The organism is Catenulispora sp. GAS73 (assembly GCF_041262085.1).
Taxonomy (GTDB): domain Bacteria; phylum Actinomycetota; class Actinomycetes; order Streptomycetales; family Catenulisporaceae; genus Catenulispora.
In genome coordinates, this window is sequence record NZ_JBGCCM010000013.1 from 143,406 (window position 1) to 156,117 (window position 12,712).

12 protein-coding genes and 1 pseudogene are annotated in these 12,712 nt (G+C 70.8%); 8 read left to right on the top strand and 5 right to left on the bottom strand.

Features of this window, described 5'->3' with window-relative positions:
* Window positions 1–114: 114 nt before the first annotated feature.
* Entirely contained in the window at window positions 115–354 is a 240-nt protein-coding gene (locus ABH935_RS21065) for a chaplin (RefSeq protein WP_370379620.1), read from the top strand.
* A gap of 141 nt (window positions 355–495) precedes the next feature.
* Window positions 496–1,887, top strand: coding sequence for a glutamate decarboxylase (locus tag ABH935_RS21070; RefSeq protein ID WP_370379621.1), 1,392 nt, complete (start codon window positions 496–498; stop codon window positions 1,885–1,887).
* Between the two features lie 66 nt (window positions 1,888–1,953).
* Here the strand turns inward: ABH935_RS21070 and ABH935_RS21075 are convergent, their stop codons facing one another.
* Together ABH935_RS21075 and ABH935_RS21080 are read right to left on the bottom strand one after the other, a co-directional pair.
* Window positions 1,954–2,757, bottom strand: coding sequence for an alpha/beta fold hydrolase (locus ABH935_RS21075; RefSeq protein ID WP_370379622.1), 804 nt, complete (start codon window positions 2,755–2,757; stop codon window positions 1,954–1,956).
* 78 nt (window positions 2,758–2,835) lie between these two features.
* Window positions 2,836–3,348 (bottom strand): hypothetical protein, encoded by a 513-nt coding sequence (locus tag ABH935_RS21080; protein WP_370379623.1) that lies wholly within the window; start codon window positions 3,346–3,348, stop codon window positions 2,836–2,838.
* 153 nt (window positions 3,349–3,501) lie between these two features.
* On the opposite strand from ABH935_RS21080, the gene ABH935_RS21085 reads away from it, so the two are divergent.
* Window positions 3,502–4,548, top strand: coding sequence for an ankyrin repeat domain-containing protein (locus ABH935_RS21085; protein WP_370379624.1), 1,047 nt, complete (start codon window positions 3,502–3,504; stop codon window positions 4,546–4,548).
* 27 nt (window positions 4,549–4,575) lie between these two features.
* On the opposite strand, the gene ABH935_RS21090 is transcribed toward ABH935_RS21085, so the two are convergent.
* Window positions 4,576–5,049 carry a hypothetical protein gene (locus ABH935_RS21090; protein WP_370379625.1) on the bottom strand — a complete coding sequence of 158 codons (474 nt, stop codon included), beginning with the start codon at window positions 5,047–5,049 and terminating at the stop codon, window positions 4,576–4,578.
* A 180-nt stretch (window positions 5,050–5,229) separates the two neighbouring features.
* Here ABH935_RS21090 and ABH935_RS21095 point away from each other — a divergent pair.
* The 4 genes and pseudogenes from ABH935_RS21095 to ABH935_RS21110 form a co-directional block, all read left to right on the top strand.
* A pseudogene (locus ABH935_RS21095) lies at window positions 5,230–5,652 on the top strand (molybdopterin-binding protein); the annotation flags it as partial.
* A 71-nt stretch (window positions 5,653–5,723) separates the two neighbouring features.
* Window positions 5,724–6,629: an extracellular solute-binding protein gene (locus tag ABH935_RS21100; RefSeq protein WP_370379626.1), complete on the top strand. Its 906-nt coding sequence runs from the start codon at window positions 5,724–5,726 to the stop codon at window positions 6,627–6,629.
* Window positions 6,630–6,679: 50 nt separating this feature from the next.
* Window positions 6,680–8,509, top strand: a complete 1,830-nt coding sequence (locus tag ABH935_RS21105) for an ATP-binding cassette domain-containing protein (RefSeq protein WP_370379627.1) — start codon at window positions 6,680–6,682, stop codon at window positions 8,507–8,509.
* A gap of 19 nt (window positions 8,510–8,528) precedes the next feature.
* On the top strand, window positions 8,529–8,933 hold the full coding sequence (locus ABH935_RS21110) for a DUF302 domain-containing protein (RefSeq protein ID WP_370379628.1): 405 nt from the start codon (window positions 8,529–8,531) through the stop codon (window positions 8,931–8,933).
* Between the two features lie 103 nt (window positions 8,934–9,036).
* Here ABH935_RS21110 and argG read toward each other — a convergent pair whose 3' ends face one another.
* Window positions 9,037–10,509, bottom strand: a complete 1,473-nt coding sequence (gene argG, locus ABH935_RS21115) for an argininosuccinate synthase (protein WP_370379629.1) — start codon at window positions 10,507–10,509, stop codon at window positions 9,037–9,039.
* Window positions 10,510–10,620: 111 nt separating this feature from the next.
* Window positions 10,621–11,382: a DeoR/GlpR family DNA-binding transcription regulator gene (locus tag ABH935_RS21120; RefSeq protein WP_370379630.1), complete on the bottom strand. Its 762-nt coding sequence runs from the start codon at window positions 11,380–11,382 to the stop codon at window positions 10,621–10,623.
* Between the two features lie 90 nt (window positions 11,383–11,472).
* On the opposite strand from ABH935_RS21120, the gene ABH935_RS21125 reads away from it, so the two are divergent.
* Window positions 11,473–12,687 (top strand): MFS transporter, encoded by a 1,215-nt coding sequence (locus ABH935_RS21125; protein ID WP_370379631.1) that lies wholly within the window; start codon window positions 11,473–11,475, stop codon window positions 12,685–12,687.
* Window positions 12,688–12,712: the final 25 nt, after the last annotated feature.

Consider the following 12,712-nt stretch of genomic DNA (forward strand, 5'->3'; position numbering starts at 1 on the left):
CCGGTCTTGCAGGCGAGGGGCGCTGTCGCCCGGAAGATGTAGTCCGGTTTACGACCGATGGCTGGAAAGTGTAGAGCTTGCGGTGGTTCGCACCTCCAACGTCAGGGAGCTTCAATGAGCATCCGCAAAACCCTCGTGGCCGTGGCCTGCGCCGCGTTCGCGGTCCTGGGCACTGCCGGCACCGCCTCCGCCTCCGGCGCGGGCGCGATCGGCAGCGCGTTCGGTTCGCCCGGTCTGCTGTCCGGCAACGTGATCCAGGTTCCGGTCAACATCCCGATCAACGTGTGCGGCGACAGCGTCGGCATCCTGGCGGCGCTGGTCGGCAGCGCCGGCAACGTCTGCGTCAACCGCTGACGTTCTCCACGCTCCCCAAGGACCCCGGGCCACCTGTGGCCCGGGGTCCTGCCTTTCCCGCTCGCCGGCGCCTCATGGTTTGCCATATCCGGCAGTGCGGGAGAGCGTTGTTCGGGAGTCTGTTCACAAGGAGGCGCACGGATGTCGCACAGCCATAGCGAACGCGATCTGAGCGGGGACGTTGACGTCAACCCGCTGTTCGCCCGGCCGGGGGAGTTGCGCAGCCGGCCCCGGACCCGGCTGGCCGACCTGCCGATGCTGCCCGAGACCGCCTACCAGGTGGTGCACGACGAAGCCATGCTCGACGGCAACGCCCGGCTGAACCTGGCGACGTTCGTCGGCACCTGGATGGACGACCAGGCGCGCCGGCTGTACCTCGAAGCCTTCGACAAGAACATGATCGACAAGGACGAGTACCCGAGCACCGCCGCGATCGAGGAGCGGTGCTGGCGGATCCTGGCCGACCTGTGGCACGCCCCGGACCCGGCGCGCGCCATCGGCACCTCGACCATCGGCTCCTCCGAGGCCTGCATGCTCGGCGGCCTGGCGTTCAAGCGGCGCTGGCAGGAGGCCCGGCGCGCGGCCGGCAAGCCCGCCGACCGGCCGAACCTGGTGATGAGCTCGGCGGTGCAGGTGGTCTGGGAGAAGTTCTGCAACTACTGGGACGTCGAGCCGCGCTACGTCCCGATCACCGAGGAGCACAAGACGCTCGACGGCACGGACCTGAAGTCCTACGTCGACGAGAACACCATCGGCGTGGTCAGCATCCTCGGCGTCACCTACACGGGCATGTACGAACCCGTGCTGACGGTCAGCCGGGCTCTGGACGAGATCCAGCGCGAGACCGGCCTGGACATCCCGATCCACGTCGACGGCGCCTCCGGGGCCATGGTCGCCCCGTTCCTGCAGCCGCACCTGGAGTGGGACTTCCGGGTCCCGCGCGTGGCCTCGATCAACACCTCCGGCCACAAGTACGGGCTCGTCAATCCGGGCCTGGGCTGGGTCCTGTGGCGGGACCGGGACCTGCTGCCGGAGAGCCTGGTGTTCAAGGTGAGCTACCTCGGCGGCGAGATGCCGACGTTCGGCCTGAACTTCTCGCGCCCGGCCGCGCAGGTGCTGGTGCAGTACTTCCAGTTCCTGCGGCTGGGCCGGCTCGGGTACCACGAGGTGCAGAAGGCGTCCCAGGACGTCGCGAAGTACCTCGCCGACCGGATCGGTGCGATGGACGCCTTCGAGCTCTGGAACGACGCCTCCGACATCCCCGTCTTCGCCTGGCGCCAGAAGCCCGGCCACGGGACCAACTGGACGCTGTACGACGTCTCCGACCGGCTGCGGATGAAGGGCTGGCTGGTGCCGGCGTACCCGATGCCGGACAACCTGGCCGACACGGTGGTGCAGCGCGTGGTGATCCGGAACGGGATGAGCATGGATCTGGCCACGAACCTGCTCGCGGACATCGAGGAGGCGGTCGCCTACCTCGACAAGCTGACCCAGCCGCTGCCGGACGTGGAGCGCTCGGTGTTCCACCACTGAGCCGCGAACTCGGCGTTCCACCACTGACCCGCGAGCACTGACAGACAGAGCATCCCGGAGCCCTTCTCAGGCCGCGTGCTCGGCGAGGAACCCGGTCATCAGCGCCAGCCACTCCGCGGGCCGCTCGGCGAACGGCAGATGCCCGGTCGCGATCCGGGCCAGCCGCGCGCCGGGGATCTTCATCGCCAGCTCCTCGTGCAGGTGCGGGGAGACCAGCGGGTCCGCGGTGGTGGAGATGACGAGCGTCGGCGCGGTGATCGAGGCCAGGTCACCGCGCACGTCGACCCGCCGCACCAGGTCCACGTGCTCCGGCGTGCCGGCCGGGATGAGCTCGGCCAGGCCGTCGATCGCCAGCCGCAGATGGCTTTCCGGCGTCGCGTCCAGGGTCTCGGCGCCGAACGCGACGAGCGTCAGGAACTCCGAGAGCCGGACGGCGTCGCCGGCCTGGTAGAGGTCGCTCCACAGCTTCGCCGCGAGGTCCAGCCGCGCGTCCCGGTAGGCGAAGGTCGCCGTCAGGATCAGGGCACTGACGCGCTCGGGGTGCCTGGCCGCCGCCCGGATCGCCACCGGTCCGCCGAGCGAGAACCCGGCCAGCGCGAAGCGCTCCAGCCCTTCGGCATCGGCCGCGGCGACCAGCTGGTCGGCGAGGAAGTCCACACTCAGCGGCCCGGCGGCGCGCGGCGTCCGGCCGGTCCCCGGATAGTCGATCCCGACCACGGTGTGCCCGGCGCCCAGGCCGTCCAGGACCGGGCCGTAGTTCAGGGCGATGCTCCCGCCGGCGCCGTGCGCCAGCAGCAGCCCGGGGCCGGTGCCCCCGACGGTGCGAGCCAGGACGGGCTCGACGGCGAACGGCGTGCTGACGACAGGCATGGCAGCCCCCTCACAAGTATTTGTAGCGGTCGCTACAGAAGAACCGTACCATGTTCTGTATCGATCGCTACGTAAGCGTCAGATGATCGTCCGCGAGAAAACGCTGTGCCCGTGCGACTCAGCCCGCCGGGCCAGCGCCCGGAACTGCTCGACGGAACTCCGCGCCTCGACGAAGTCGACGAACGTGACCTCGGGGATCTCCATCCACTGCGCCGCGAGCATCGGCACGTGATCGTCGGTCACCGCGGCCAGGGTCGTGACCCAGTCCTCCGGCATCACCTGCAACAGCAACCCGGATTCCCACGGCGACTGCTCGCCGGGGCGCTCCTCCCCATAGGGCCACGCCTCCTGGTCCGGCCACACCAACCGCGGCCCCGCACCGCGCCGGACCTTGAACGGCACGCCCTCGGCGAACGCGACCAGCTGCCCGACCACCACGTGTACGTCGAGCCCCTTGGCCTCGAACCAGTCGGCCCCGTGGTCGTCGAGCCCCACCTCGGCGGGCTCCCGCCAATCCCCACCCGGCCCCACCGCCCACGCGATCGCCGTCGCCGGGTCCGGCGCGCGGAAGTAGTCATGAAACACGCCCATGGCGAGAGCGTAGCCGCCGGTCAGGACAGTTTCGGGCGGATGGCCCAACCGCTGAGCCCTATGCTGAGCTGATTGCTCAACCGGTTGCCGAGCTGATTGGCGAACCGCCACAACAGAATCTTGACGTCCCCAGGCATGCCTATGCTTGCCCGCATGGCGAGGAAGAAGAAGCGGCTGCCGAAGGACTTCGACACCACGCTCCGCTCCGGCGACCTGGACGCGATGAAGGCGGTCTTCGAGACCACCGAACTCGACGCCCACGACGGCATGTACGGCCCGACCGCGCTCGGCATGTACGGCATCCCGCCGGAGCTGGTGGCCTGGCTGGTCGAGCAGGGCGCCGACGTCGAGGCCGTCGACCGCTCCGGCCACACCCCGCTGTGGCAGCACGCGCGCGTCGGCCACGACGTGATCGTCACCGCCCTCCTCGACGCCGGCGCCGATATCGCGAATCCTCAGCGGCCCGCGCTCCATTCGGCCGCCGAAGGTGCCAGGCCTTCCACGGTGCGCCTTCTCCTGGATCGCGGCGCGGATCCCCTTGTCCTCAAAGGCCAATCGACGGCGCTCGCCTCGGGCCTGCAGTACTGCTCCAACATCCACCTGCCGGAGATGGCCGAGGTCGCTGAAGTCCTGCTCGGCGCCGGTACCCCGATCACTCCCATGATGCGCGAGCGCATAGAGGCGATCGGCAAACGCTTCGAGTTCTACCGGGCGGGCTTCAACCCGGACTACATCGACGAGGCCGACGCGGGCCTGACCCGCCTGTACGAGCTGTTCGGCGTCACCCCGGTCGGACAGCGCCGCACCCACGACGGCACCTCCCCGATCACCGTGACCGCCACCGCCTGGGACGACGGGCATCAGGAACTCTGGGACTACCTGGTCCCCGGCCAGGGCCCGGCCGCCACGGCCCAGGGCGAGGCCATCCGCATCACCGGCCGCCTCGCGCACGAAGTCCTCGACAACGGCGGCATCAACTGGGACAGCGACTTCCGGTCGATGGCCCGCACCCTGCCGACCCTGTTCGCCTCCGGCGTGCCGCTACCCGACGCGCAGCTGAACGAGGCGACCACGCTTGCCCTGAACTACCGCCGCAACAGTCCCGAGGAACACATCCAGCGGCTCAGCGAGCTGGCGGTGTGGTGGGTGCTCGCCAACCCCGAGCCTCTGCCGGCGCCGGAGCCCGCCTACACGCGCTGAGCGCTCAAGCGCCAAGCGATCGAGCGATCAGTCGCCTGAATCGCTGCGTATCCGCACGTCGGCGACTCTGCTGACGTGCCGAGCCCCGCACACGTCCCCCGGCACGACCAACTGCGGCCCCTCCGCGTCCAACGCGCTGCCGTCGCGGGTCAGCCCGAGCAGTACCGGGATGTTCGCGAACTCCGGGTCGATCTCAGCCCACGACAACACGACCCGGTGCCCGTCGTGCGCCCGGATCGAGATCAGGAACCGCAACCGGTCCTTCCGCTCCCCGGGCACGAAAGCCGGCTCCGCGAGCCGCGCCACGTCCAACAGCAGCGGCCCGGAGAACCGGTGCCGCCGTGGCCCGCTCTTGCGGCAGGTGAACTCCACCTCGCACTCGTGCCGCCGCAGCGACCACAGGTCGGCCACGCTCAGGACGCGGGGCGACCGCACCTCGCCGCCGAGCCGAACGAACCCGCCGCCGGCCGCACGGACCGTGCCGGTCTGCTCACCGAGCATGGGATCCTCCCTCGCGCGGGCCGCCTCCGTCCGGCGGATGCCGCCCACGATCCACAGTAGGCCGGGTCCCGGCAGAAGCAAGGGTTGTCACAGCACCTGCGAGACCATGTGCGCCGTCCATTATGAATATGCAAGGTCTTCCGGCCTTTCACCCTGGCGTCTGCGCTGTAAGCTCACCGCGTGGACGTCTACCGGATGGGTGAGGCCGCCGAGCTGCTCGGCGTCAGTGCCGACACCGTGCGGCGCTGGGCCGACGCCGGCCGGCTGAGCGCCGAGCGCGATGAGAACGGACACCGGGTGATCCCGGGGCCCGAGCTGGCCGCCTTCGCCTCGTCGCTGGCCTCGGCCGCCGACGAGCGCTCGGAGGTGTCCTCGGCCCGCAACCGGCTGCGCGGCATCATCACCGCGGTGACCAAGGACGCGGTGATGGCGCAGGTGGACATCCAGGCCGGGCCGTTCCGAGTGGTGTCGCTGATGAGCCGGGAGGCCGTGGACGAGCTGGACCTGCGGGTCGGCGCCACGGCGGTCGCGGTGATCAAGTCGACGACCGTGGTCGTGGAACGCGGCCCGGCCCGGGCGTCGCACGCAGGCAAGCCGAAACCGGACGAGGCCGACGGCGGCGCGGTCGCCGCCGAGTCCTCGGACGTGACCGTGGAGACCCGAGGGGGCCGTTCGTGAAGAAGTCAGTCGCCGTAGTCATCGCCACCGGCCTGTTGCTGGCCGGGTGCAGCAGCTCCAAGAGCTCGCCGAAGGCCGGCGCGGGATCGAGCTCGACGCCGACTTCGTCGTCCGCCACCTCCGCCTCGGGCTCGGTGCCCGGCGCGACCGGTCCGGTCAAGGTCGCCTACGCCGCCTCGCTGGCGAACCTGATGGAGCACGACCTCGGCCCGGCCTACGACAAGGCCACCGGCGGCGACTTCCAGGGCAACGCGGCCGGCTCCACCCAGCTGGTCAGCGAGATCAAGGGCAAGGTCAAGCAGGCCGACGTCTTCATCAGCGCCTCGACCGACGCCAACACCGGCCTCATCGGCGACGCCAACGGCGGCTGGGAGACCTGGTACGCGACCTTCGCCACCGCTCCGCTGGTCATCGCCTACAACCCGAACAGCAAGTTCGCCGCCGACATCAAGTCCAAGCCCTGGAACCAGGTCATCACCGAGTCCGGCTTCAAGATGGGCTCGACCGACCCCAAGCTGGACCCGAAGGGCAAGCTCGCCGCGCAGGCGCTGACCAAAGACAACCTCCCTGCCTCGGCGGTGCAGGTGTTCCCCGAGGAGCAGCTGGTCGGCCGCCTGCAGTCCGGGCAGTTGGACGCCGGCTTCTTCTACTCCAGCGAGGCCGCCGAGCTGAACATCCCGACCGTCCCCCTCGGCGACATCCACCTGCAGGCCACCTACACCGTCAGCGTCCTGAACAAGGCCCCGGACGCGGACGCGGGCGTCGCCTTCGTGCAGTTCCTGCTCGGCGACGCGGGCAAGGCCCTGATGACCAAGCACGGCCTGCAGCTGCAGCCGATCAAGGTCACCGGCACCGCCGGGTCCGTGCCGGCGCCGCTGCAGTCCCTGCTCAACGCCGGCTGAATCTGAGTACCGACACAGTGCGGCCGACCGTCGGGGGCTCAGGCGCGCGGATGCTGCGCACCCCGCTTCCGTGGCTGGCCGCACTGCTGGTCGCCTACCTGCTCGTCCCGCTGGTCGCCTTCCTGGTCCGGGCTCCGGGCCAGGGCGGCTCGGCCACCGCGGCCCCCGGCGTCGGCGACGCGCTGCGGACGTCGATGGTCACGGCGACCATCAGCACCGCCGTGGTCACCCTGCTCGGCGTCCCGCTGGGCTACCTGCTGGCCCGCTCAAGCGGTCGCACCGCCGGCGCGCTGGGCGTCGCGGTCCAGCTGCCGCTGGCGCTGCCGCCGCTGATGAGCGGCATCCTGCTGATCTACCTGGTCGGGCCGTACACCACGATCGGCCAGTTCTTCCACGGCGGGCTCACCGACAGCGCCACCGGCGTCGTGCTGGCGCAGTGCTTCGTGGCGGCGCCTTTCCTGGTGGTCTCGGCGCGCTCGGCCTTCGCCGCGGTGGACCCGGCGCAGCTGGACGTCGCGGCGACGCTGGGCCACGGCGCGCTGTCCCGGACCCTGCGCGTGGCGCTGCCGATCGCGGCGCGCGGGATCCGGGCCGGGATGCTGCTGGCGTGGCTGCGGGCCTTCGGCGAGTTCGGGGCCACGATCGTGCTGGCCTACCACCCCTACACCCTGCCGGTGTTCACGTACGTGCAGTTCAGCAGCACCGGCCTGGCAGCGACGACGGTTCCGGTACTGGTGACGCTCGGCGCGGCGCTCGTGGTCCTGCTGATCGCCGATCGCGGCCCGGCGCGCCGCGCGCACCGCCGTCGCCCGGTCCGGCTCCCCGCGCCCCGGCATCCGGCACTGTCGCAGGGCCCAGTTCTGGACTTCCACATGACGGCCCGCCTCGGCGCCTTCCGGCTGGCGGTCGAGCACCGAGGAGTGGGCCGCAACCTGGCCATCCTCGGGGCCTCGGGCTCGGGCAAATCCGCGACGCTGCGCCTGCTGGCCGGAGTCCTGCCGACGCACGACGCGCACATCACCCTCGGCGGCCGCGATCTGGCGGCGCTGCCTGCCGAACACCGGGGCATCGGCTACCTCCCGCAGCACCCGACCCTGCTCCCGCACCTGCGGGTCTGGGAGCAGGTCACCTTCGGTGTCGGCGCCGATCCGGCGCTGGCGGCGTTCTGGCTGGACCGGCTGAAACTGACCGACCTCGCCGACCGCTACCCCGACCAGCTCTCCGGCGGCCAGGCCCGCCGCGTCGGCCTGGCCCGGGCGCTGGCGCGCGAACCCCGGTTGCTGTTGCTCGACGAACCCTTCGCCGGCCTGGACGCCCCGGTCCGCGACGAACTGCGCCGCCTCCTGCGCACGGTTCTGCGCGAAACCGCTCTGACGTCGGTCTTGGTGACGCACGATCCTGACGACGCGGCGCTGCTGTCGCAGGACACGTTGCTGTTCGCGGACGGCGCGGTGCTTCAGGACGGGCCCACGCGCACCGTTCTCACGCATCCAGCGGGCCCGAACGCGGCACGCCTGCTCGGCGTCCGCAACATCGGGCACGGCCATGTCGACTCCGACGGAGTGCTGGAGAGCGGGCCGCTGCGCATCGCGCTTCCGAAGTCGGCACTGGAAACCCCGGCCTGGCACCACGCGACGCCGCCGAGCGCGGTCGCGTGGTGCGTCCAACCGCACGACGTGCGATTGGTCCCCGCCGGCGGAACCCGGGCCGTCGTCGATGACGTCGCGCACCTCGGGCCGGTCGCCGAACTCGTCCTTCTGCTCGAAGACGGCGGCGCCGAACTGACCGTCACCGTCCCCGGCGGCCAGGAACCGGAAATCGGGGCAGAATGCCAGGTGGACGTGCCGGCCGAAGCCGTCATCGTCTGGCCCGAAGGCTGATCTTCCCTGGAGCCGCCCGATGTCCGAGAACCCGCACGCCGTCACCAAAACCGCGAGCACGTCGGTCACCGAGACCAGCCGCCGCCTGCTGGAGCTGCTGGAGCACGCCGGCGCCACCGTCTTCGCGGTCATCGACCAGGCCGCCGCGGCCCGCACCGTCGGCCAGGACCTGCGCGAGACGATCCTTGTCCTGTTCGGCAACCCGGCTGCGGGCACTCCGGTCATGGCCGCGCACCCGCTGGCCGCGCTCGATCTCCCGTTGCGCATCCTCATCTGGGACGACAGCGGGACCACCCGCGTCAGCTACCTGGATCCCGCGGCGTTCGCCGACCGCTACGGCGTCGATCCCGAGCTGCTCGCGAAGCTCAGTGTGGTCCACATGCTCAGCGACAAGCTGGCCGCCGACGACGCCGCGAGCTCATAGAACGCTGTCCGCACATCAAACAGCCCCCGAAGCGTGGAAACGCAGTTCGGGGGCTGTTTCGCCGATCTCAAGCTGTCGACCTCAAGCCGTCGATCTCAAGCCGTCAGTCGTTCCCGGCCTCGATCGCCGCGCGGTCCAGCAACTCCTCGTCGCCCTCCGCCTCGGCCTCGGCTGCCGGCCGCGCGGCGATGCTCTGCGCCCCGCCGTCGGTCATCGCGCCGATCAGCTCGCTGGAGAAGGGGTGGCCGCCGGGCAGCGCTGCCGCGGCCTCCCCGCCGGCACCGCTGCCGACCATGCCCAGGCGCGCGTACTGCTCAAGCTTCGTGCGCGAGTCGGCGATGTCGAGGTTGCGCATCGTCAGCTGCCCGATGCGGTCGACCGGACCGAAGGCCGCGCCCTCGGTGCGCTCCATCGACAGCTTCTCCGGGTGGTAGCTCAGTGCCGGGCCGGTGGTGTCGAGGATCGAGTAGTCCTCGCCCCGGCGCAGCCGCAGCGTCACCTCGCCGGTGATCGCGCGGCCGACCCAGCGCTGCAGCGACTCGCGGACCATCAGCGCCTGCGGGTCCAGCCAGCGGCCTTCGTACAGCAGCCGGCCCAGGTGGCGGCCCTGGTTGTGGTACGCCGCGACGGTGTCCTCGTTGTGGATCGCGTTCACCAGCCGCTCGTAGGCGATGAACAGCAGCGCCATGCCGGGCGCCTCGTAGATGCCGCGGCTCTTGGCCTCGATCACCCGGTTCTCGATCTGGTCCGACATGCCCAGGCCGTGCCGGCCGCCGACGGTGTTGGCCTCCTGCACCAGCTCGACCGCCGAGCCGAAGGCCTTGCCGTTGATGGTGACCGGCCGGCCCTGCTCGAAGCCGACGGTGACGTCCTCGGCCGCGATCTCGACCGCCGGGTCCCAGAACCGGACGCCCATGATCGGCTCGACGATCTCCAGGCCGGTGTCGAGGTGCTCCAGCGACTTCGCCTCGTGCGTGGCGCCCCAGATGTTCGCGTCCGTGGAGTACGCCTTCTCGGCGCTGGCGCGGTAGGGCAGGTCGCGCTCGGTGAGCCACTGCGACATCTCCGAGCGCCCGCCGAGCTCGCTGACGAAGTCGGCGTCCAGCCACGGCTTGTAGATCCGCAGCGCCGGGTTCGCCAGCAGCCCGTAGCGGTAGAACCGCTCGATGTCGTTGCCCTTGAAGGTCGAGCCGTCGCCCCAGATCTGGACGTCGTCTTCGAGCATCGCGCGCACCAGCAGCGTGCCGGCCACCGCCCGGCCCAGCGGCGTGGTGTTGAAGTAGGCCCGGCCCCCGGACCGGATGTGGAAGGCGCCGCAGGCCAGGGCCGCGAGCCCTTCCTCGACCAGGGCGGCACGGCAGTCGACCAGGCGCGCGAGCTCGGCGCCGTAGGCCTGGGCGCGCCCCGGCACGCCGGGGAGGTCCGGCTCGTCGTACTGGCCGAGATCGGCGGTGTAGGCGCACGGCACGGCGCCCTTCTCGCGCATCCACGCGACCGCGACCGAGGTGTCGAGCCCGCCGGAGAAGGCGATGCCGACGCGCTGACCTGCTGGCAGGGATGTGAGTACCTTGGACACGGATGCAACTATATACGACTGGCTGAATAATCATGCCACCGCGTCCACATGATGGGCACGGCGCGCCGTCATTCGGGCCGCTCGCCGCCCACCTCGGTTGCCCCCGGGGCTTCAGACGGCCTTGACGACGGTCCCGGCCGCTTCGAGCGCGGCCACCTCGTCGGCGGGAGCCCCGGCGTCGGTGACGACGGTGTGCAGGATCGACGACGGCCCCACATAGGCATGCGCTGTCCGCCCGAGCTTGCTCCCGTCGGTGGCCAGGAGGGTGCGGCGCGACGAGGCGATGCTCGCCTTCTTCACCGCCGCGTCGTCGAGGTCGTAGGCGGTCAGCCCCTCGGCGGCGCTGAGCCCGCAGCAGCCGAGGACGGCGGTGTCGAAACGCAGCGCGGCCAGGGACGCGAGCGTCAGCGGACCGGTCAGGTCCCCTTCGGTGGTCCGAGGGCGCCCGCCGGGCACCAGCAGCGCGGCCCGTCCCGGTGTCTCGCTGAGCACGCGGATCGCCTGGAGCGACACGGGCATGACGGTGACCGGCCGCTGGTGCAGGAGGCGTGCGACCTCCAGGCACGTGGTGCCGCTGTCCAGCACGACGGTCTCGCCGTCGGCGATCAGCGACGAGACCTCGGCGGCGATGCGGCGCTTGGCCTCGACGGCGTCGTGGGCGCGGAGCGCGAAGGGCGGCTCCTCGCCCCGGAGGAGCAGCGTGCGGGCCCCGCCGCGGACGCGTTCCAGCACGCCCTGCGCGGCCAGCACGTCGAGGTCGCGCCGGATGGTCATCTCCGAGGCGCCGGTGAGCTCGGCGAGCTCCGGGACCGTGGCGTCGCCCGACTCTTTCACGGCCTCGGCGATCTGCCGGTGACGGTCTGCGGTGCTCATACCGGCGATTGAACACTACGCACAACGAACATGCAAACTGTTCATTTACTGGGTTTTCAAACATAGATTGTGTTCGTTATGGTGGTCCGCATGGAACGATCACTCCGGTCCGCCCGAATAGCGACCTTCACGTACTTCATCCTCTGCGGGACGCTGATGGGCACCTGGGTGGTGCACATCCCCGCCATCGAGCACCAGGTCGGCATCAGCCACGCGACGCTCGGCGGCCTGCTGGTGCTGCTGGGCCTCGGCGCGTTCGCCGGCATGCAGGTGTCGGGGCGGCTGGCCGACCGCTTCGGGCCTCGCGTCGTGGTGCCCACGGCCGGCGCGCTGTGCGGCGCGACGCTGGTGCTGCCGGGGCTGGCTCGGGAGCCTTGGACGTTGGCCGCGGCGTTGTTCGTCTTCGGGTTCTTCAACGGCTGCCTGGACGTGAGCATGAACGCGCACGCGGTTCATGTGGAGAAGGCTTACGGTCGGCCGGTCATGTCGGCGTTCCATGCCGCGTTCTCGGTCGGGGGAGTGCTCGCCGCGATCATCGCCGCCGGTACTTCGGGCGTCGATATGAGCCCGGCGGCGGCGCTCGCGATGATGGGTGCTGTGGGCGTTGTGGTGGCCGTTCTCACGACGCGCGCTTTGCTTCCGGCAGAGCCGAGGCCCGCCGCTACCCCGGCTCCCGCTGTTGAGGACGAGCACCCGCCGCTTCCCTCCCCGTTCACGCGCCGCAGTGCCGGAAAGCGCATCTGGCTCCTCGCCGCCCTGGCTCTGATGATCATGCTGTGCGAAGGCGCCGCGAACGACTGGAGTGCCCTGCACATGAAGGACGTCCTGGGCGCGCCGGCCAGCACCGCCGCCTTCGCGTACGGCACGTTCGCCGCGGCGATGACGCTCGGCCGACTGCTCGCCGACCGCATCTCCGCTCGCTTCGGCGCGATGGCGATCCTGCGGTACGGCGCGGCCATGGCAGCCGTCGGCATCACGATCGTGGCGCTGGCGCCGTGGATCTGGGCCGCGTTCGCCGGGTGGGCGCTGTTCGGCCTGGGGCTGTCCGGCTGTGTCCCACAGCTGTTCAGCGCGGCCGGTCACACCGACCCCTCGGCCGCCGGCACCAACGTCTCGCGCGTCGCCGGACTCGGCTACGTCGGCATGCTGGCCGGCCCCGCCGTCATCGGCTGGATGACGCATGTGATGGCCCTGAACCACGCGTTCCTTCTGCTGACCGCGATGTGCGTGACGGCCGCGACGACCGCCGGGGTCCTGCGCGTCGGATCGTCTCGCACGCCGGAGCTGGCGCTCAGCAGCACGTGAGCAGCGGCTACCCCTCGCGATGACT